Source organism: Mesorhizobium sp. KR9-304, from assembly GCF_040049215.1.
GTDB lineage: Bacteria > Pseudomonadota > Alphaproteobacteria > Rhizobiales > Rhizobiaceae > Mesorhizobium_K.
In genome coordinates, this window is sequence record NZ_JBDZDN010000006.1 from 106,964 (window position 1) to 127,148 (window position 20,185).

The window sequence follows — 20,185 nt, forward strand, 5'->3', positions numbered from 1 at the left end:
AAGATCGACGGGACAAGTTGCCGAAGGCTGTCAGGCTGCCATGTCGTGGAGCGTTTGCCACCTGACGACCTCGACGCTGCGCAGGTTTGGCAATCTGATAATGCCCTTTTGCTTCAGCTTGGTGAACCCGCGTGACACGGTCTCGATGGTCAAGCCCAGATAGTCGCCAATGTCGGTGCGCGACATCGGCAGTTCGATCTTCCTCAATCCGCCCTGGCGCTCGGCCAAGTCGGTCAGAAAGGCGGCAATGCGTTCGATGGCATTCTGCCGGCCGAGCACGAGCAGATGTTCCTGGGCTCTCACAAGGCCTTTCAGGGCGATCGGCAGCAGTTCCGTCGAAAGATCCTTGTCACGGGCCGCGCGCAGGATCCGGATGCCGGTCGCGCTGATGGCCTCGGCGAAGAAGTGATGGGTGTCGTCGGCTTCGAACCCGAACGTTTCTCCGGTGAGATGGAAAGCCGAAATCTGGCGCCGGCCATCGGCGAGCAACCGATAAATCCGCACGGCGCCGAATTCGACCCGGTAGAGGTTGCCGCACTTTTCGCCCTGGGCATAAATCTCGGCGCCTGCGGGATAGAAGGAGGGCGGCTGCGGGGCCAACGCTGGGGCCGGCTGCACTCGCTCATCGCGAGAGAACCAGGCATCTTGCTGATGGAAAGAAATCCGGGGCGTTTCCAGGATAGCCATGACCGTCTCCCAATTCGTTGTTGCGAGACAGCAATCGCGTATATTCCGGCAGTCCGAAATTCGGTCATGTCCTTAAGGGAAACTACCTAGTTGCCCGCCACCGCGCGGCGGACAGCATCGATAAGCGGCGCCCCAAGAAAAGGTTTCGTCACGAACGTGACCTGGGATAACTCGGGAATCGGCCGTAGAAAACTGATGAGGAGGACAACGGGTTTTGCGAAACGACTGAACTGATCGGCCGCAAGGCGCCAGTCGTCGACCGCCTTGTCGTCCACGATGATACAGGCGGCCTCGTCCACTTGCAGCGAGGCCAAGGCCTCCGACAGGTCGGCGCAGCTGTCGACCGCGAACCCCTCGGTTCCCAGCGCGAACACGACCGAATGCCGAAAATCCCGGTCCGGAATAACGGCAAGCACGTGATCAGTTCTGGTCAATCGCGAAATCTCCGTCAGACGCGTTCCATTCGAACGGTTAGCCGGCATTTTTCGCGGGTTCGACCAAGCACGCCTTGCGGCAGATCAAAACAGGGCAGAAATCCCAGAGTACGGAATTGCCGCACCGCGCTCATGGGTTTTAGCGTCCACAGGTCCCGCGGACCGTGCGCGACGGCCTACGATCTGCCGTGGTCGATCGCAATCGTCATCCGGACCAGCTCCGGCAGGCTTCTGGCCTGCATTTTGGTCATGACATTCGCGCGATGGATCTCAACGGTCCGAGGACTGATATTGAGATCATAGGCGATGGACTTGTTTGGCAGCCCCGCGACGACCGCTGACAGCACCTGTGTTTCACGGTCGCTGAGCTGGTCAAACCGTTCCCGGATGGCCGCGACATCCTCGATATTGTCCGGCTTTCCAGTGATGCGCTCCGCCGCCCGCCTGATCGCGTCAATCAGAACCTCGTCCTCGAACGGCTTTTCGATGAAGTCGAGCGCGCCTGACTTCATCGCTGCAACCGCCATCGGCACGTCGCCATGTCCGGTTATGACGATGGCAGGCAGCATGGCGTTCATTTCTTTCAATTGTGCCAGCAGATCCACTCCGCTCATGTCCGGCATCCTGAGATCCGTCACCAGGCAGGCATTGCCGATATCGGCCGCAACGGACAGGAAGCTCGTCGCGGAGTCGTGCAGCCGGACGGTGAAGCCCGACGTTGCCAGGAGGAAGGCGAGCGATTTCCGCACCGGCTCCTCATCGTCGACAATGTGCACGACGTAATCATCGGTTCGCATTCGCACTGTCTTCCTTGTCTGCCGAACTCGCCGCTTCAACCGTGGGCAGCGAGAATCGAAATGTTGCACCGCCCTCGGCATTGCGGCTGGCCGACAGTCTGCCGCCATGGGCCTCCACGATACGCCTGGAGATGGAAAGCCCGATACCCATGCCGCCCGGCTTGCTGGTGACGAAAGGCTGAAACAGCCGTGCCGCGATCTCGTCCGAAATGCCAGGCCCGGTGTCGGCGACCTCGACGACCACGGTTCCGTCGCCATTGGAAGCCGTACTCACCGACAGTTGCCGCCTCTCGCTTTCGCGCATCGCTTCCATCGCGTTGCGCATGAGATTGATCAGGACCTGCTGGATCTGCACGCGATCCACCATGACCGTTTCGCCATCCGAGGAAAAGTCGAAAACCGAGCGTACTCCGCGCTCCAGCGACCCTACCAGCGCAAGCGCTCCAGCTTCCTCGATCAGCTTGCGGATGTCTTCAGGAGTCTTCTCGGTTTCACCCCGGGTCACGAATTCGCGCAAGTGCCGGATGATGCCGCCGGCGCGCAACGACTGCTTCGCCGTTTCTTCCAGCGCCTCCCTCATACGACCGGCGATCTCGTCGCCCATGCCATTGAGAAGCCGTACGCAACCTTGCGTATAGTTCGCGATTGCCGCAAGCGGCTGATTGAGTTCATGCGCAAGGGTCGAGGCCATCTCTCCCAGTTCATTGAGGCGCGCCAGCCGTGCAAGTTCCCCCTGGATTTCCTGCAGACGGGTCTCGGATTGCTGGCGTTCCGTCAGGTCTCGGATGAAGCCGGTGAAGAAGGTCTTGCCGCCCGCCTTCGTTTCGCCGACGGCGAGTTTCATCGGAAAGGTGGAGCCGTCCTTCCGTCGACCCACCACAACGCGGTCGACGCCGATGATGCGCTTCTCTCCAGTCTTGAGATAGCGCTGAATATAGCCGTCATGCTCGCGGTGATATGGCTCGGGCATCAGGATGTGAACGTTTCGTCCGATGACTTCCGATTCGCTGTAGCCGAATTGACGGATTGCCGCGGCATTGAAGGACACGATCGTTCCGTCGTGTTCGATCACTATTGTCGCGTCGAGCACGGTGTCGAGGATGGACCGCAAATGGGCTTCGCGCGACTTCAGGGCCGCTTTTGTGCCGTCAATGGCGCGGCGCGCGTCATGCAGCATCTTGCCTATCCAGGCGATTGCCAATCCGACAACTGCAAAGATCGCCAGTTGCAACCATAGATTCTCCGTGGGCGCGGCGAGGTGGAAAGCGCCAAGCAGTGCAAGCGCTGAGGCAAACAGGCCGGGTCCCATTCCGCCTGCGATCGACACCACCAGGATCGCCGGAACGAAGAGAACGAACGCGGCGTCGCTCTGCAGAAAACCTTGCAAGGCAAGGCGAATGGCAAACACGACTGCAATTGCCGCAAAAGCGAGGGCATATCCGGACCAACCCTCGAAACGGCGAGAGAAAACCGTCTGCAGGAACCCGCTCTGAATGCCCAAATTGTCTCGCGCCGGCATCGCACCACCAAGTCTGGAAATCATATCAGCGCATCGCGGCGACAGCTCCCGTTGCGTCTTCATTGTCAGCCTGACTGGAAAGGGCGAACGGCTGATCTTGGGGACGACACCGGGAATGAACGCGACCAAGCCGACGATATATCGGCGGTTATCCTAAATAAAGCTCGGTGTGAGCTGCCGAGCACGATGACGCCCGTGCCGGCGATGCCGCGTGGCCGCCAGCCATAAGCTTGACCGGAGAGTTTTTGCGTCGGCCTCGATCAGTACGTGAGCGCCTCTGTCGAAACTATGTGAGCCGGTCGTCAGCTCGACATGAAACGGTTGAGCCCAACCTGATCGAGCAGGGACCGGGTGACGCCGCCGAATACCCATTCCCGCAATCGGCTGTGGCCATAGGCGCCGGACACTACGAGATCGGCATGGCAGGAAGCTACGAACTCGCTCAATTTTTCGCCTTCATTCGTCGCCTCCACCATTTCGGTTCGCGGTTTGATTCCGTGACGCGTGAGAAATTCAGCAACGTCCGCGATACCGGCGCCGATCCACCTGTCCGGCGCCGGATCGACCGTTACGACGATCACCTCTTTGGCCGACAAAAGCAGCGGCACGGCGTCGGCCACCGCGCGGCGCGCCTCGCGCGTGTCCTTCCAGGCGATGACCACGGTCTTCGTCGGCACTTGCTCGGTATTCTCGGCGGCGACCAGCAGGGGCCGGCCAGCCTGGAGGACCACGCTTCCGGGATCCGCAACCCGGTATGCATTGCCGGTGGAAGCGTTTCGCGATGCGCTCATGATGACGAGATCGGCGAGCCTCGATGCGGTGGTCAGGGCACGGGTCGGACTATCGAGCGACTCACGCCACTCCGCCTCGACGGAGCCCGCGACAATTCGGTCGAATTCCGCATGCAGTTCCTTCTGCCGGCGCTCGATGTCTTCCCTGAGTTGCTGCCACACTTCCGCCGCAAGCCCGGCGCCGTCGGGGCTGGCCATGGGCAAGGGCGCATCGGCGGCACAGAATCCAACAAGCTTCGCGTCAAAGCGGGCGGCCAAACCGGCCGCAAGCCTGACGACAGGGGCAACTGGTCCGTCGATGTCGAGATTCACTAGGATGGTTTTGTAGCTCATCGGGGCGTTCCTTCATCTGACTTTCCGTCGAGCCGGACAGTACTTGCCGCACGGAGCGACGCCTTGACTCCGATCAACAATCGCCCCGCCGCCAGCCCGTGACACGCACCAACGCCTCGTTCGCGGAGCGACCCCACCGTTTGACCGGTGTCAATGCGGTCGCGTGCGATTGGTCTCAGAAGTGATGAATACCTACCAGCAGCGCCGATCGAAGGAGACTACCGATGAAAGCTAGCGTCCATCAGGCACCGGGAAAGAAGGTCGATGACGGAGGCCGCGACCTCACCACGCGCACCGGACTTACATTCCATGTACGCCCGGCGCGCCCCGACGACGAGGCGGCGCTTGCCGATTTCTTCAGGCATGTTACGCCGGAAGACCTGCGCTTCCGGTTTCTTGGCGGGTTGCGGGAGGTAAGCCATGAGCGCCTGGTGGCAATGACGAATGTCGACCACCGGCGGACCGAGAACCTGCTCGCCTTCGCGCAGGATGGCAAGACCATCATCGCCACGGCCATGCTGGCCTGCGATGCCAGCCTCGACAAGGGCGAGGTGGCGATCTCCATCCGTGCCGAATACAAGCACAGAGGGGTCGGCTGGGAAATGCTGCGCCATGTCGCACGATATGCCCAGGCCAAGGGTGTTCAGACGCTCGAGTCTATAGAGAGCCGCCAGAATCACGACGCCATCGAACTCGAGCTGGAACAGGGTTTTGTCGCGGAAAGCTACCCGGACGATGCAACCCTGGTGCTTATCCGGAAGCATCTGTCCTAGTGAACGTTTCACCCGAGGTTCAAGACGCTCTGCCCTTCGGCATGAGTTTTCAGCCTGTCGCTTGATGCAGGTCAAAGTGGCGCACTCTCCCGGCAGGTAACGTTTGCCTTCGCGGCCCATCGGTCGCGTGAACCGGGGAGCGTGTCATGACAGCGAAGATCGAACAGTCGCCTTTTGCGGTTCCATCCGTGCCCGTGGTCGCCGGCGGGCAGCAGATGCTTCACGCGAGTCTGCGTCTCCAGGCTCATGCCTTCAGTGCCGCGATGCGCTACCAGATCGAGACGCTCGCCTTCCTGAAGCACCGCTACGAACAGGATATGAAGCTGATGGACGATCTTGCGGAGAGCGTGGAATTCAACGATGCGCTCGACGTGGTCGGCACTTTTGTTCAGAACGCCACCGCGCAATACGCAACCGAAGCGGGCAAGATCGCCTCGATAGGCTCCAGGCTCGCCTCCGAAACGGCGAAGCGTCTGCGCAACCAAGCCGAGGCCACGATCGGGGACATGGCGGCGCAGACAGTCGCATGAGGCGAACGCGGGCGGTCGCGCGTCCGGAATGCGGAAACTGTCATTGAACTAGCCGCAGTGGTATGTCCCGCTCGCGGCGCTGCATGCTCGAATGCACTGTCACAGAAACGAACGGCCGGTCGCGAAGAGAGTTCCGTCGATGCCGGGCCGGCCCGTCACGCTATCGGTCAGAAGGCGCGCCGATCCACAGGCGAGTGTCCAGCCGAGCGCGCCATGGCCGCTGTTGACATATAGCCCGCCGATCTGAGTGCCGCCTACGATAGGCATGCTGTCCGCCGACATCGGCCGGAAGCCGCACCAGGCGTTCAGTTGTTCGGGCACGCGCGCTTCCGGGAAAAGCCCCTTGAATGCCGAAACGAGATTTCGGACGCGTCCGGGCCGCAGCGTCGGATTGTAGCCGTCGAACTCGATGGTGCCGGCGATCCGCAGATGATCGCCGAGCGGGGTGACGCCCAGATGGGCTGTATCGTCGACGATCGGCCTGTTGGGAAGGAAGCCGAGATCCTTGCGCGCCAAAGAGATGGAATAACCCTTGACCGGCTCGATCGGCAGCCGGATGCCGAGCGGCGCGAGAAGGCGTTTGCTCGATGCTCCCGCGCAAACGACGACCGTGCGCGCCTCGATCCGCCCTTCCTGTGTCTCTATGCCTTCGATTCGCCCGGAGGACGCCAGCAGGCGGGTGACCTGCGTTCCGAAACTGAATTCCACATTGCGTTCGCGGGCGGAGGTTTCGACCGCCAGCGTGAACTTCCGGGCGTCACCCCAGGCGTCATCCGGCAGGTGCAGGGCCGCGCGGATCGTCGGAGCGATCGGCGCTAGATCGGGCTCCAGCGCGACGCAATCGGCCGCGCTCAGTCGCGCGGTCCTGACGCCCAACCCTTCGAGAAAGACCGCATAGCGCTCCATCGTCGCGATTCCGTCATCATCGCGGTAAAGCTCGAGAAGGCCGCCGTGGCTGAGTTCGTAGTCGACCGTGCGCTGCGCCAGAAGCGCTTCGGTCTCGGTAAGGCTTTCGCGCGCGAAACGCGTGAGGCTCCTGGACGACTGCGTGTATTTGGAAGGCCTGCAGTTTGCGAGGAACTTCAGACCCCATAGGCCGAGGCGCGGGATTGCCGAAGGTCGCAGCAACAGCGGCGCATCTTCGCGGCCGATCCAGCGAAGCAGCATTCCCGGAACCCCCGGCGAGCACCACGGCAGCGCGGTGCTCGGGGTGACGAGCCCGCCATTGGCGAAGCTCGTTTCCAGGCCCGCCTCCGCGCGGCCGTCGACCACCTGGACCGACAAGCCTTCGCGGGCGAGATAGAGCGCCGTCGTGGTGCCGATGACGCCGGCGCCGACAACAATCGCATCCGGCATGGATCACCCCTTGATGTGGGCGTGGGCGACGATCTCGATGCGCGCGCCCGGGATCATCAGGCCGGCGACGACGGTCGCCCGGTTTGGATAGGGCTGGTTGAAATAGGTCCGGTAGACCGCGTTCATGCCGGCGAAGTCTTCCTTGTTCGGAAGATAGATCAGCACCTGGGTCACGTCGTCGAGCGTTCCGCCGGCTGCCTCCACCGTCCGCTTCAGATTGTCCATCGTCAGGCTTGTCTGCGCGGCGATGTCGCCGGTCTCGAAAGTACCATCCTCCCTGATGGAACATGGGCGGTGTAGAGGTAGTCGCCGCCTTTGGTCGCCCATTCGATAGGTGCCGACTCGTTCGGCAGGTGGGTCTTTACGACTTTACGCATGGCATTCTCCATTCAATGCATAGGCTGGGAAATCATTCGCCCGCGGCCCAGGGCAGGAACTGCCCCTGGGCGCGGAAGAGCTTGTGGTAGCGGTCGAGCTTCGCGGCATCGACACGGACACCGAGACCGACGCCTTCGATCTCGCCCCAGAGCGGGCTCGTCCTGATCGGTATCTCCTCCTCGAGGAGGTCGTCGGCCAGCACGGCGGCCGTGTGCTGGTGTCCCCGTGCGCCATCGCCCAGCGCCAGCAGCGCATGCTGGTGCGCCGCCGCCGCGATGCCGAACTCGCCGTGCGTATGTTTGCACACCTCGATGCCCGCCAGCCCGGCGACCCGGGAAAGCGTCAGGAACTGTTGCAGCCCGCCGACCCAGTAGCTCGAGAAGCAGAGTACGTCTGCCGCGCCGGCGGCGATCATCTCCAGGACATCGGTCTCGCTGCCCAGCCCCTCATTGGCGCAGAGCCGGACGTCGAGCCGTTCGCGCAACTTCGCCATGTGGCGGACCGGACGGGCGCGGATCGGCGCCTCGACGAAGTCGAGATCGTAGGCCTCGTCCCAGCGCCGGATCAGCTTCGCTGCCTGCGGTGCCGACCACGCCTCGTTGGCGTCGATCCTGAGTTTCCTGTCGGGACCGATCGCCGCCCGCACGTCGGCGATCATCCGCTCGTCGTCGGCCGGCTCGAGGCCGACCTTGAGATAGAAATGCTCGTAACCCGCCGCGACGGCCTCCGTGCACTGCCGGGCGAGACCCTCGCTCGTATCGCGCGCCAGGTAGTGGAAGTAGGAAACCGGCGCGAGGCTTCCCCGGCCGCCGAGCAGGCGCCAGATCGGCAGGCCGGCGTCCTGGCCGGCGAGGTCGAGCATGGCCATGTCGAGCCCGGCCCAGGCGAAGTTGCCGGTCTGGACACGGTAGTCCCACAGGCCCTTGCCGTATACGTCGCGGCGGACGATCTGCCCGTCCTGCGGGCTGCGCCCGATCAGGAAGGGGATCATGGCCTGCGCGGCGGCGAGAACAGAAAGCGTGTCCGCGCCGCTGCAGCATTCGCCCCAGCCGACGCGGCCGTCATCGGCCGTCATGCGAACGACGACGTCGCTCACCCCGCCGCGCGAAACCCGGGAGCTGAGTTCGACGTGACGATAGGGCATTGAGACCGGGAAGAGGTCGATCGCTGCGATCTTCAAGCTTGGGCTCCTGGCCGGGGACCTCCAACAAAAGCGTGCGAAGGGATTTGCCGCATGCGGTCGGTCGGCCACAGGCCCTGTGTTTCACTATAAGAGATTGCAATAAACCGACCGCGTCAATCGGGCCTAGGCAGCCAGCGCCTGCTCCAGGTCGGCGATCAGGTCGTCGGCATCCTCGATGCCGGCGGACAGGCGCACCAGCGAATCCGAGATGCCGATCGCCGCGCGCTGCTCGGCCGGTATCGAGCCATGCGTCATCAGCGCCGGATGTTCGATCAGGCTTTCGACCCCGCCCAGGCTCTCGGCGAGCGCGAAAAGCTGTGTGCGCTCCAGGAAGCGTTTCGTCGCGGCGAGGTTGCGATCCAGTTCGACCGAGATCATGCCGCCGAAGGTCGACATCTGCTTTTTGGCGATCGCATGCTGCGGATGGCACTCCAAGCCGGGGTAGATCACGCGGCGCACGTCCTTGCGGCTCTCCAGCCATTGGGCGATTCTCATCCCGTTCAGCGAATGCCGCTCCATCCTCAGCGCCAGCGTCTTCAGGCCGCGCAGCGCCAGAAAGCTGTCGAAGGGGCCGGAGATCGCGCCGACCGCATTCTGCAGGAATTTCAGCTGGTCGAGCAACTCGCCTTCCTCGCGCACGACGGCGACACCGCCGACCATGTCGGAATGGCCGTTCAGGTATTTCGTCGTCGAATGGACGACGATGTCGACGCCGAGTTCCAGCGGCCGCTGTATATACGGGCTGCAGAAGGTGTTGTCGGCAACCGTCAGCAGGCCCTTGCGCCTGGCCAGCGCCACGATTCCTTCGAGGTCGACGATCTTGAGCAGCGGGTTGGTCGGCGTCTCGATCCAGAGCATGCGCGTCTCCGGCCTTATCGCCGCCTCGACGGCAGCGAGGTCGGTGAAGTCGGCGAGGCTCACTTTGAGACCGGCGCTGCGCTGCCGTACCCGATGCATCAGCCTGTACGTGCCGCCGTAGATGTCGTCGGTGGCGACGACATGCGCCCCGGCGTCGAGCAGTTCGAGGATGTTGGCGATCGCGGCCAGTCCGGAGCCGAAGGCGAAGGCCGCCGCGCCGCTTTCGAGGTCGGCCACGGCGCGCTCGAAGGCGAAGCGCGTCGGGTTCTGGCTGCGGGCGTATTCGAAGCCCTTGTGCACGCCGGGGCTTTCCTGCGCGAAGGTCGACGTGGCGTAGATCGGCACCATCACCGCGCCGGTGGTCGGATCGTGACTCTGGCCGCCGTGGATCGTTCTCGTGGAGAAGGCCAGGCGGTTCTTGCCGGTTCCAGTCATTTCTTGAATCGCCTCATGTCTTGGATCGCCTCAGATGGTTGATCAGGTCGATGCGGGTGATGAGCCCGAAGAATTCGTCGCCGTCGTAGATGATGGCGACCTCGTTGCGGTCGAACACCGGCAGCAGCGCGTCGAGCGTCTGGCTCGCCTGCAGCGTATGAAGATCGGCGCTCATCGCGGTGTGAACCGGCGCGTTGAAGCGCTCCCAGCGGCCGTCGTACGAACCTTCCACGCGCGAGAGTATATCGCTCTCGTCGATGATGCCGATGAGCTTACCGCCGTCGATGACGGGAAGCTGCGAGACGTCTGCCCGGCGCATGCGCCCGTAAGCGTTGATGAGCGTGTCCTGCGGCCCGACGGTGACCGTGCCGCCCTCCCGGTGCGAGCGGGCGACGAGGTCGCGTAGGTCGCCATGCTGCACCTGTTCCGACAACCCCTGTTCGGCGAGCCAGTAGTCGTCGAAGATCTTTGACAGATACTTGTTGCCGGAATCGCAGACAAAGGTGACGACGCGCTTCGGCGCCGTCTGCTCGCGGCAATATTTGAGCGCAGCGGCGAGCAGAGTTCCCGACGACGAGCCGGCGAGGATGCCTTCCCTGGCGAGCAGGTCGCGCGCCGTCGCCATGCTCAGCCGATCCGGAATCGAATAGGCTTTTTTCACCAGCGACAGGTCGGCATTGGGCGGCACGAAGTCCTCGCCGATACCCTCCACCGTCCAGCTCCCGGCCTCGATCATCTCGCCGGTCTTGACCAGCGGCGCAAGCACCGAGCCGATCGGGTCGGCGAGCACCATTTCCGTCTTCGGCGACACTTTTGCGAAGAAGCGCCCGAGGCCGGTCAGCGTGCCGCCCGAGCCCACGCCCACAACCACCGCATCGATGTCGCCGCCGAGCTGCTCCCACAATTCCGCACCCGTCGTCGTCTCATGGGCGAGGGGGTTTGCCGGATTGGCGAACTGGTTGACGTAGAACGAGCCCGGGGTTTCCGCCGCAATCTGCTCGGCCATATCCTGGTAATATTCGGGATGCCCCTTGCCGACGTCCGAGCGCGTCAGCCTGACGTCGGCGCCGAGCGCCCTCAGATGCTGCACTTTCTCGCGCGACATCTTGTCGGGCACGACGAGCACGATGCGGTAGCCCTTGGGGATGCCGACCTGGGCGAGGCCGAGCCCGGTATTGCCGGCGGTCGCCTCGACGATCGTGCCGCCCTTCTTCAGCCGGCCGCTCCTCTCGGCGTCGGCGATCATCGAAAGCGCGATGCGGTCCTTGATCGAGCCGCCCGGATTCTGGCTTTCCAGCTTGACGAACAGGCGGCATTTTCCCGCGTCGAATTTCGTCAGTTCGACGACCGGCGTCTGGCCGATGAGGTCCAGAACGGACGAAAAAGGCGGCTGCAGCCGCGTCCGCGCGGCGGTTGAGCTCTGGTTTCCGGTCTCGCTCATCTCTGGCTCCAACGCACGGTCCTCGCCCCAGTGCGACGGCAGGTATGGCAAATATGGCTTTTGTTCACGAGGAAGTACAATCCGCGCAATTGCGGTTTAGGGGTCGAAAAATCCGATATGGCGCCTTGCCGAGACCAAACATCTAAATTTCAGCAGACGCCGATCCCGCAGGCCGATCGCCTTCATTTGACTGTCGGCCGCTTCTGCGCAATCTGGATGCCCGACGACGGCCGACAGGATGACCATAATGCCCGCCGACAAGGACGAACATGCCCGCATGCCCTACCAGCTTCCGATGCCGGTGGACGCCTTGCCGGAAATCGTCATCCCCGACGCCCTTCCGGCGGACGACCGGCTGTGGGTGCCGCAGGCCGAGAATGTCTGGTTCAGGCCGCTCTGCCTCAACCGCTCGCAGGGTTACTGGATGAACCTCCTCAAGGTGCGCAAGGCAGGCGTGCTGTCGCGCCACCGCCATCCTCAGTCCGTTCACGGCCTCGTTCTCAAGGGGCGCTGGCGCTATCTCGAGCACGACTGGATCGCCACCGAGGGGTCCTATGTCTTCGAGCCCCCCGGCGAGACGCATACGCTCGTCGTGCCGGATGACATCGAGGAGATGATCACCTATTTCCAGGTCAACGGCGTGATGTATTACGTCGATCCCTGGGGCAGGAATCTCGGCTACGAGGACGTGTTCACCAAGATCGACATGTGCCGGGCGCATTTCGAGCGGGTCGGCCTCGGCGCCGACTACGTCAATACGTTCATCCGGTAATTCAATGGTGTCCGGTACGACGAAGGGGTTCTGGCCTAGTGGATATTTCGCCGGCCAGCATGTCCTGATCAGCGGCGGCACCTCCGGCATCGGCGCTGCCGTCGCCCGGGCGTTTCTCGCGGAGAAGGCAAGGGTGACGGTGACGGGCGTCGGCGAAGCCGATGTGGCGGCAGCCGAACGCGAGGTCGAGGGCGCGCAAGTGCGCCAGCTCGACGTTCGCGACGACAACGCCATCGCCGGGTTGATCGCCGGCTTCGACCGGCTCGATCATCTCGTCAATTGCGCCGGAGTCATTCGCCGCGGCGACGAGTTCAGGCCGGATGTCTTCGCGGATGTGATCGACATCAACCTGACGGGCACCATGCGGCTCTCCACCGCCGCCCGCCCCCTGCTTGCCCGGCAAGGCGGGACTATCGTCAACACCGCCTCCATGCTCAGCTTCTTCGGAGGAGGGCTCGTTCCGGGCTATTCCGCCTCGAAGGGTGGCATCGCACAGCTGACCAAGTCGCTGGCGATTGCCTGGGCGGGCGACAATATCCGCGTCAACGCCATCGCCCCCGGGTGGATCGAGACGGCGCTGACCAAAGCCATCCGCGATGACGAAACCCGCCACCGGGCCGTCGCCGAGAGGACCGCGTTGAAGCGGTGGGGAAGGCCGGACGAACTGTCCGGCGCCGTCCTGTTCCTCTGCTCCCCGATGGCGTCCTATATCACCGGAACGATCCTGCCGGTCGACGGCGGCTATCTTGCTGTCTGATTGCTGGCCACGGAGCCGTTGTCACTGGGCCGGGATGTTCTCCCTGAAGATCAGCCGCGGCTCGATGTAGCGGTTGGCGATCACCGGGGCCGATGACGCGATCGAGCCGAGCAACTGGATGACCGACTGCTCGGCGGTCAGCCTCGCGTTCTGGTCGATGACCACATCGGCCAACTCGTCGATCAGGTAGCTGCGCGTGAGCGGCGTCAGGTCATGGCAGATGAACACCGGCTTGCGGGCGAGCCTGGTCTCGCGTAGGGCGCGCGCGACCCCGAAGCGGCCAGCGCCGACGCAGTAGATGCCGAGCACGTCGGACTGGTCGCGCAGCAGCTTCAGCGTCTCGGCATAGCTTGCTTCGCCGTCCTCGTTGATATCGACCGCCGTGGTCACCGAAAGCTGCGAGAAATCCTCGCCGAGCACGGCGCGAAACCCCATCTCGCGCTCCTCGTGGCCGCGGTAGGAACGCGAGCCGGTGACGATTGCGATATTGCCGGTCAGGCCGCGCAGCAGCCTTCCCATCAGCAGCGCCGCCGTCCGCCCGGCGGCGCGGTTGTCGAGACCGACATAGGTCGAGCGTGGAGCGGCGGGGACGTCAGACGCTATGGTGACCAGCTTGATGCCGGCATCCGCCATGCCCTGCATTATGCTGCGGGTCCGCGGATGATCCACGGCAATGACGCCGACCCCCTTGGTGTCGAGAGACAGCTTGTCGGCGGCTGCCTGCAGCGTGGCCGGGGAGATGTCGGAGAGGTCGCGGATCTTGCAGGAGGCAACGAGCGGCATGCGGCTCGCGTAGGTGCGGATGTGGTCCGCGAGTTCGCCCATGAAGACGTTCTGCCGGATCGGCAGGAAGAACTCCAGCGCCGCCGGCCGCGAGGGCAGGGCCACCGCACCTGCTGTCGGCAGGTAACCCAGGCGCTGCGCCGCCTCCATCACGCGCTGGCGGTTCGCCGCGCTGACGCCCGGCCGGTCGTTCAGCACCCGGTCGACCGTCGCCGTCGACAGGCCGCAGCTTCGTGCAACCGCCGAAACCGTTACTTTCATCACGCTGAACCTTGTTCCGTCCAATCGGACTATTGGCCATAAACCACCGGTCGCGCACTGCCAATGATTGAATCTGATGGAAAGCCTGATTGTGTGCCATCATTGCAGCTTCTAGCGTTGCCCGGATGGCTGGAGCACCGGAGGCCGGCGGCCCCGGCGACGGCGCGCACCCATAAATCGCGGAAAAATTGCCTTGGTCAGCGCGTGGAAGCCCCGATAATCTGGCCCCGATAGACCGGCCGGAACGCTGTTGGAAGAGAGCGAGTCCCATGTCGAAACGCGACTACGACCTGATGGGCGAGAGCGGCCGCCGCGCCGTTGAGACCGGCTTGGCGGCAGCGCAATGGTATCACACCGACATTCCGCGCAAGCAGATGAAGGAGTTGATGCAGCGATCCGATGGGCCCGCGATCCGCGACACGATCGTCTGGCTTGCCGTCCTGATCCTGTCGGCCGCCGGCGGCATCTGGTTCTGGGGCACATGGTGGTGCGTGCCCTTCTTCTTCGTCTACGGCACGCTCTACGGCTCGTCCGGAGACTCGCGCTGGCACGAGGCCGGCCACGGCACCGCCTTCCGCACCCGCTGGATGAACGACGTGGTCTACCAGGTCGCCTCGTTCATGATCATGCGCAACCCGGTGACCTGGCGCTGGAGCCATGCGCGCCACCACACCGACACGGTCATCGTCGGCCGCGACCCGGAAATCGCCGTCATGCGGCCGCCGGACCTTCTGCGCGTGATCCTCAATTTTGTTGGCATACTCGATGTCTGGCATTTCATGTCCGACATGCTGCGAAACGCCGCCGGCAATGTCAGCGCCGCCGAGAAGAGCTTCATCCCCGTGCAGGAGTGGCCGAAGGTGGTGCGGGCGGCGCGCGTGCATCTTGCGATCTATGTCGCGACCGTTGCGCTGGCGCTCTGGATGGGTTCATGGCTGCCTCTGATGATCGTCGGCCTGCCGCGCATGTATGGCGCCTGGCACGGCATCCTCACGGGCCTGCTGCAGCATGGCGGGCTCGCCGACAATGTCACCGATCACCGGCTCAACTCGCGCACGGTGCTGATGAATCCGATCAGCCGCTTCATCTACTGGAACATGAACTACCACGTGGAGCATCATATGTTCCCGATGGTGCCCTATCACGCGCTGCCGAAACTGCATGAGCTGATCAAGCACGACCTGCCGGCGCCCAACCCTTCCATGTGGGACGGCTACCGCGAGATGGTCCCGGCCTTCCTGCGCCAGTTGCGCAACGAGGACTATTTCCTCAAGCGGCAACTGCCGCCGACGGCCAAGCCCTATCGCGAGGAGTTCCATGATCTGATCGCTGCCGAGTGACGCAGCCGGCCGGCGGACCGTCGTCCGCGGCGCCCAACCCAGCAATAAGAAACCAGCAATAAGAAACCAGCAATAAGAAAACAGCCAGGCGAGGAAACATATGGCGGACTGGATCGAGGCCTGCGGCGCCGACGAGATAGACGAGGAGGATGTTGTGCGCTTCGACCATGCCGGCCGCACCTTCGCCATCTACCGTTCGCCAGACGACGAATATTTCGTCACCGATGGGCTCTGCACGCACGAGCATGTGCATCTCGCCGACGGCCTCGTCATGGATGACATCATCGAGTGCCCGAAGCACAATGGCCGTTTCAACTACAAGACCGGGGAGGCCAGGGGAGCGCCGGTCTGCGTCAATCTGAAAACCTATCCGGCGCGCGTCGAAGCGGGCAAGGTGCTGATACAGATCGGCTGACGGCCGGTCTTTTCCGCCTGGCGGAGCCGATCTTTCAAGTGGGGGGAACCATGCGCTCAAACCGACCGACGGTCGCCGACCTTCGCGCAATGAAGGGCAAGCGGCAGCTTTCCAAGATCCGCGTCTTCACCATGGAGGAAGTCGAGGCCGCGGCGCGCGCGGGCGTCGAGATTCTTTCGGTGACGCCGGAACTGATCCTCGATCCGCAATTCCGCGACGCCGCGCCCGACGTCTTCGCCATCCCGGGCAGCGTGAACTCCTTCTTCGCGCTCAAGGACGACGTGATGCGCGATGCCTTCCGTTTCATCCGCGCAGGCGCCGACGCGGTCTATTGCGCCGCGAGCCTCGACACGATCCGCGCGCTCGCCGACGAGCATGTCGCGGTGTGCGGACACTCCGGCCTCATCCCGCACCACTCGACCTGGACCGGCGGTTTTCGCGCCGTCGGCAAGACCGCCGAGACGGCGATGTCCGTCTGGAAGCAGGTCAAGGCGCTGGAGGCAGCCGGCGCCTTCGCCGCCGAGATCGAGGTCGTTCCGGTCGAGGTCGCGAGCGCGATCTCGGCGCGCACCTCGCTGTTCATGATCTCGATGGGCGCCGGAGGCGGCTGCGACGCGCAATATCTCTTCTCGGAAGACATCCTCGGCTACAATCGCGGCCACTATCCGCGCCACTCGAAGGTCTATCGCAACTTCGCCGCCGAATACGATCGCCTGCAGGCCGAGCGCGTCGCGGCGTTCAGCGAATATGTCGCCGACGTGCGCTCAGGCGCCTATCCGGAGCCGAAGCATGTCGTCGGCATCGAGCAGAAGGAACTCGACCAGTTCCTCGACCAGCTGCAACGCAGCGACATCGCAACGGTATCGTCGCGGGCGCCGTTGCCGTGACGCAGCTCATGCGGTTTGACGTGTCAGCCTTGTAAGAGTTTTGGAGAGGAAGACCGGATGGCGAAATGGAAGGTGGCGGGCATCAATTTCGATCACTTCCACATGGGCGACTTGCTCCGGGAAGCGTTCAACCATCCCGACGCCGAGATCGTCGGCATCTGCGACGCCGATCCGAAGCGCATGCAGGGCGCGATCGAAAATTTCGGCATCCCCGAAAACCGGGTCTACACCGATCCGGAAAGGTGCCTGGCTGAGACGAAACCCGACCTCGTCATCCTGTGCCCCGCAACCGCCGAGCATGCCATCTGGGTCGAGCGCGTCGCTCCATCAGGCGTCAACATCCTGATGGAAAAACCGTTCGCGGCCTCGATCGCGGACGCCGACCGCATGATCGCGGCCGTGCAGAAGACCGGAAAGCTGCTCGCCATCAACTGGCAGCTCGCCTGGTACCGCTCGCACAACACCACCAAGCGCCTGATCGACGAGGGCACGATCGGCGAGGTGATCGAGGTACATTTCTACGACGGCAACCGCGGGCCGCTCTACCATCTCGCCGACAAGGTCGAGGTGAGCGACGAGGAGGTGCACGCCGGCAAGCCGCATTCCTGGTTCTACAAGAAGGCTTCCGGCGGCGGCAGCCTGCTCGACTATGTCGGCTACGGCGTGACGCTCGGCAGTTGGTTCATGAACGGCGAGAAGCCGGTGGAGGTGACCTGCGTCATGGACGAGCCGCAGGGGCTGGAGGTCGACGAACACTCTGTGACGGTGTGCCGTTACAAAAGCGGCCTGTCGAAGTTCGAGACGCGCTGGGGCACCTTCACCGATCCATGGACGCTGCAGCCGCAGCCGAAATGCGGCTTCGTCATCGTCGGCACCGACGGCACGATCGCCAGCTACGACTATGACGACCACGTCACCGTGCAGATCCGGGCAAAGCGCGAGCAGTTCAAGGTGCAGGCAGACACGCTGGCCGCACCGCGGCGCGCGCCGGTCGAATACATGCTGCACCTGATCGCCACCGGCGAAAAGATCGCCGGGCCGCTCGACCCAAAGCTGTCGCGCATAGGCCAGCAGATCACCGACAGCGCCGTGCTTTCGGCGCGCGAGAAGCGCACCGTGGGGCTGTTGCCATGAGCGAGCAGGACCTTGCATCCGAGACCGACTATGCACTGGTCGGCAAGACGGTGCCGGAAATCGCCGCACCGGAATTGCCCTACAAGCCGCCGATGCCGAAAAGCTACCGGCCGAAGATAGCGCTGGTCGGGGCAGGGGGCATTTCGTTTGCACATCTCGACGCCTACAGGCGCGCCGGGCTCGATGTCGCGGCAATCATGTCGCGCACGCTGGCGCGCGCAGAGACGCGGCGCAAGGAATTCTACCCCGACGCCATCGCTACGGACGATTTCCAGAGCCTGCTCAGGCGCGACGACATCGAGGTGTTCGACATCACGCCGCATCCCGCCGAGCGCGTGCCGCTGGTGGAGGCGGCGCTGAAGGCCGGCAAGCATGTGTTGTCGCAAAAGCCTTTCGTTACCGATCTCGATACCGGCGAGCGGCTGGTCGACCTCGCCGACCGCAACAACGTCAAGCTCGCCGTCAACCAGAACGGCCGCTGGGCGCCGCATTTCGCCTATATTCGCGAGGCGGTGCGGGCGGGGCTGATCGGCGATGTCGTCGCCTCGCACACGGCGATGCACTGGGATCACAGCTGGATCGTCGGCACGCCGTTCGAAAAGATCGACGATTTGATCTTCTTCGACTTCGCCGTGCACTGGTTCGATTTCCTGGCGAGCCTGATCGGGGCGCGCGGCACCAGCGTCTACGCCACCCGCACCCGCGCCGCCGGCCAGGATGCGAAACCACCGCTGCTGGCGCAGGCGCTGGTTGCCTTTGACGGCGGGCAGGCCTCGCTTGTGTTCGACGCGGCGATCAAGCACGGGCCGCTGGATACCACCTTCGTCGGCGGCACCAAGGGCAGCCTCGCCAGCACTGGGCCTAACCTCGGCGAACAGTCGGTGACGCTGACGACAGCCGAGGGTATCGCGCGGCCGAGGCTGGAGGGCGCGTGGTTCAACGACGGCTTTGCCGGCACGATGGGCGAACTGCTGGTGGCCATTGAAGAGAAGCGCGAGCCGCTCAACGGCGCGCGCGGCAATCTCGACAGCCTGGCGCTCGTCTTCGCGGCGATCGCCTCGGCGCACACCGGCCAGGCGGTAAAGCCCGGCACGGTGCGCAAGGTATCGGGGCTTTGACCGTCAGATTTGCAGGAACGCGAGGTCGCAGGGGATCGTCACCGCCTCGCCGGAGGCGGGCCTAACCTCGATGCCGTTTGCGGACGGGCTGACGCTTGCGACCTCGCCGTCGCCGCCCCACGGGACCGAGCCGATGACATGCCGCACCTCGACCGAGCCATTGGCGTCGAGCGTCAGGCCGGTCTGCACGCCGGCCGCATCGAGCGGATGGGGTATCCGGGCCAGGGAATCGCCGAGCATTGCGCGGTTCAACCCTTCCTCGACGCCGAGGCAGCCGAGATGACGCCCGCTCCATGGCGCGTAGTCGCGTCCGCCGTTGGAGAACCACAGCATGGTCATCGGCAGCTTTGCCGGGTTGCGCAGGCTGATGAAGAGATCGCCTTCCTTGCCGCGCGCGACCGTCGTCCAGCCGAGCCGGCTGCCTTGCGCCTCCACGCCGATCGCGAAATCCTCGTGCCGCGAGGCGAAGGGATAGCGCGTGATGTCGGCCTCGCCGCCGGCTGCGAGCGGAAAATGCCGGGGGTCGGTCGTCTTTGCCGGGCAGGCGAGAGCCGAGCGCCCGCGCGCCGGATCGGGCTCCAGAGGGATTTGCGGCGTCTCCCACCAGCGTTTCGGCGAGAAGCTCAGCCTGCCGCCGTTGGGAAGCGAAACCATAGCATGATTGGCGACCGCCATGCGCTCGGCGTGGCCGCCGGTGAAGATGTGGCGCTGGTAGAGGAAAGGGTGCCCGTCGACCAGCCGAAGCTCCTTGACGAGGTCGGCGCCCATCGCCTTGCGGTCCAGCCTGAAGCGGGCGACCGTCTCGCCGTCCTTCCGACCGGTGCCGAGATGCGTCCACGTCGTGTTCGCCGGCCAGCCGTGCCCCGGCGCATCGTCGGCGGAGGCGCCGCCGAAGGGCGCGCAGAAGAAGTCGCCGGCGAGCCCGCCGAGATGCGGGGCCGCATCCTCGGGCATAGGCTCGCCGATCCAAGGCGCCTTGTGCAGCATCGATACGGCGCGGCCGTCGCGTTCGACGACCAGTTCGCCGATCATGCCGTACAGGAGCTCGATGCGAACCTCGATCCCTTTTGCTTCGATCTCGACGATTGCCATCGGCAAGGTTCCTCCGGTTGCGATTCCATTTCCGCGAAAGCCACCTGTCCTTAGCCCGTCCGGCAGCCGCCGCGGAAGGCTTCCAAACGATTTTGGAACGAAAGTTTCATT

At 63.9% G+C, this 20,185-nt stretch carries 22 protein-coding genes; 9 read left to right on the forward strand and 13 right to left on the reverse strand.

Translation table 11 applies throughout. The annotated features are described in order from the left end of the window. Positions 1-30 precede the first annotated feature (30 nt). The 5 genes from ABLE71_RS23700 to ABLE71_RS23720 all read right to left on the reverse strand — a co-directional run bounded on the left by ABLE71_RS23700 (position 31) and on the right by ABLE71_RS23720 (position 4,561). A complete protein-coding gene (locus ABLE71_RS23700) occupies positions 31-687 on the reverse strand; it encodes a helix-turn-helix domain-containing protein (RefSeq protein WP_348785948.1) in 657 nt (218 codons plus the stop codon). Between the two features lie 86 nt (positions 688-773). Continuing rightward, positions 774-1,121, reverse strand: a complete 348-nt coding sequence (locus ABLE71_RS23705; RefSeq protein WP_348785949.1) for a hypothetical protein — start codon at positions 1,119-1,121, stop codon at positions 774-776. 176 nt (positions 1,122-1,297) lie between these two features. Then, positions 1,298-1,918, reverse strand: coding sequence for a response regulator FixJ (gene fixJ, locus ABLE71_RS23710; protein ID WP_348785950.1), 621 nt, complete (start codon positions 1,916-1,918; stop codon positions 1,298-1,300). Next, positions 1,905-3,437, reverse strand: a complete 1,533-nt coding sequence (locus ABLE71_RS23715) for a PAS domain S-box protein (RefSeq protein ID WP_348786014.1) — start codon at positions 3,435-3,437, stop codon at positions 1,905-1,907. Before ABLE71_RS23715 ends, fixJ begins: the two co-directional genes overlap by 14 nt. 302 nt (positions 3,438-3,739) lie before the next feature. Then, complete coding sequence (locus ABLE71_RS23720; protein ID WP_348785951.1) at positions 3,740-4,561, reverse strand: universal stress protein; 822 nt, start codon at positions 4,559-4,561, stop codon at positions 3,740-3,742. A gap of 224 nt (positions 4,562-4,785) precedes the next feature. Between ABLE71_RS23720 and ABLE71_RS23725 the strand changes: the two genes are divergently transcribed. Together ABLE71_RS23725 and ABLE71_RS23730 are read left to right on the forward strand one after the other, a co-directional pair. After that, entirely contained in the window at positions 4,786-5,334 is a 549-nt protein-coding gene (locus ABLE71_RS23725; protein WP_348785952.1) for a GNAT family N-acetyltransferase, read from the forward strand. 146 nt (positions 5,335-5,480) lie between these two features. Next, entirely contained in the window at positions 5,481-5,864 is a 384-nt protein-coding gene (locus ABLE71_RS23730) for a phasin family protein (protein WP_348785953.1), read from the forward strand. Between the two features lie 99 nt (positions 5,865-5,963). Here ABLE71_RS23730 and ABLE71_RS23735 read toward each other — a convergent pair whose 3' ends face one another. From ABLE71_RS23735 to ABLE71_RS23760, 6 genes are all read right to left on the reverse strand, one after another. Continuing rightward, the gene (locus ABLE71_RS23735) at positions 5,964-7,220 is read right to left on the reverse strand and encodes a D-amino acid dehydrogenase (protein ID WP_348785954.1); all 1,257 of its coding nucleotides are present in this window, start codon (positions 7,218-7,220) and stop codon (positions 5,964-5,966) included. Positions 7,221-7,223: 3 nt separating this feature from the next. After that, a complete protein-coding gene (locus ABLE71_RS23740; protein ID WP_348785955.1) occupies positions 7,224-7,445 on the reverse strand; it encodes a RidA family protein in 222 nt (73 codons plus the stop codon). Positions 7,446-7,447: 2 nt separating this feature from the next. Next, positions 7,448-7,597 carry a hypothetical protein gene (locus ABLE71_RS23745; protein ID WP_348785956.1) on the reverse strand — a complete coding sequence of 50 codons (150 nt, stop codon included), beginning with the start codon at positions 7,595-7,597 and terminating at the stop codon, positions 7,448-7,450. A gap of 32 nt (positions 7,598-7,629) precedes the next feature. After that, a complete protein-coding gene (locus tag ABLE71_RS23750; protein WP_348785957.1) occupies positions 7,630-8,778 on the reverse strand; it encodes a mandelate racemase/muconate lactonizing enzyme family protein in 1,149 nt (382 codons plus the stop codon). A gap of 126 nt (positions 8,779-8,904) precedes the next feature. Further along, complete coding sequence (locus tag ABLE71_RS23755) at positions 8,905-10,074, reverse strand: PLP-dependent aspartate aminotransferase family protein (protein ID WP_348785958.1); 1,170 nt, start codon at positions 10,072-10,074, stop codon at positions 8,905-8,907. A gap of 13 nt (positions 10,075-10,087) precedes the next feature. After that, positions 10,088-11,515 (reverse strand): pyridoxal-phosphate dependent enzyme, encoded by a 1,428-nt coding sequence (locus tag ABLE71_RS23760; RefSeq protein WP_348785959.1) that lies wholly within the window; start codon positions 11,513-11,515, stop codon positions 10,088-10,090. 247 nt (positions 11,516-11,762) lie between these two features. Here ABLE71_RS23760 and ABLE71_RS23765 point away from each other — a divergent pair, with 247 nt between their 5' ends. Both ABLE71_RS23765 and ABLE71_RS23770 read left to right on the forward strand, forming a co-directional pair. After that, entirely contained in the window at positions 11,763-12,287 is a 525-nt protein-coding gene (locus tag ABLE71_RS23765) for a 2,4'-dihydroxyacetophenone dioxygenase family protein (protein WP_348785960.1), read from the forward strand. 7 nt (positions 12,288-12,294) lie between these two features. After that, on the forward strand, positions 12,295-13,044 hold the full coding sequence (locus tag ABLE71_RS23770) for an SDR family oxidoreductase (protein ID WP_348785961.1): 750 nt from the start codon (positions 12,295-12,297) through the stop codon (positions 13,042-13,044). Positions 13,045-13,065: 21 nt separating this feature from the next. Here ABLE71_RS23770 and ABLE71_RS23775 read toward each other — a convergent pair whose 3' ends face one another. Beyond that, positions 13,066-14,088, reverse strand: coding sequence for a LacI family DNA-binding transcriptional regulator (locus tag ABLE71_RS23775; RefSeq protein ID WP_348785962.1), 1,023 nt, complete (start codon positions 14,086-14,088; stop codon positions 13,066-13,068). Between the two features lie 269 nt (positions 14,089-14,357). Here ABLE71_RS23775 and ABLE71_RS23780 point away from each other — a divergent pair, with 269 nt between their 5' ends. The 5 genes from ABLE71_RS23780 (at position 14,358) to ABLE71_RS23800 (ending at position 18,982) form a co-directional block, all read left to right on the forward strand. Continuing rightward, positions 14,358-15,428 carry a fatty acid desaturase family protein gene (locus ABLE71_RS23780; protein ID WP_348785963.1) on the forward strand — a complete coding sequence of 357 codons (1,071 nt, stop codon included), beginning with the start codon at positions 14,358-14,360 and terminating at the stop codon, positions 15,426-15,428. A 100-nt stretch (positions 15,429-15,528) separates the two neighbouring features. After that, on the forward strand, positions 15,529-15,843 hold the full coding sequence (locus tag ABLE71_RS23785) for a MocE family 2Fe-2S type ferredoxin (protein WP_348785964.1): 315 nt from the start codon (positions 15,529-15,531) through the stop codon (positions 15,841-15,843). A gap of 50 nt (positions 15,844-15,893) precedes the next feature. Then, positions 15,894-16,730 (forward strand): 3-methyl-2-oxobutanoate hydroxymethyltransferase, encoded by an 837-nt coding sequence (locus ABLE71_RS23790; RefSeq protein WP_348785965.1) that lies wholly within the window; start codon positions 15,894-15,896, stop codon positions 16,728-16,730. A gap of 57 nt (positions 16,731-16,787) precedes the next feature. Beyond that, on the forward strand, positions 16,788-17,864 hold the full coding sequence (locus tag ABLE71_RS23795; protein ID WP_348785966.1) for a Gfo/Idh/MocA family oxidoreductase: 1,077 nt from the start codon (positions 16,788-16,790) through the stop codon (positions 17,862-17,864). Continuing rightward, positions 17,861-18,982, forward strand: coding sequence for a Gfo/Idh/MocA family oxidoreductase (locus ABLE71_RS23800; RefSeq protein ID WP_348785967.1), 1,122 nt, complete (start codon positions 17,861-17,863; stop codon positions 18,980-18,982). The genes ABLE71_RS23795 and ABLE71_RS23800 overlap by 4 nt, the downstream gene beginning before the upstream one ends. Positions 18,983-18,985: 3 nt before the next feature. On the opposite strand, the gene ABLE71_RS23805 is transcribed toward ABLE71_RS23800, so the two are convergent. Continuing rightward, positions 18,986-20,074, reverse strand: coding sequence for a hypothetical protein (locus ABLE71_RS23805; protein WP_348785968.1), 1,089 nt, complete (start codon positions 20,072-20,074; stop codon positions 18,986-18,988). Between the last annotated feature and the right edge of the window lie 111 nt (positions 20,075-20,185).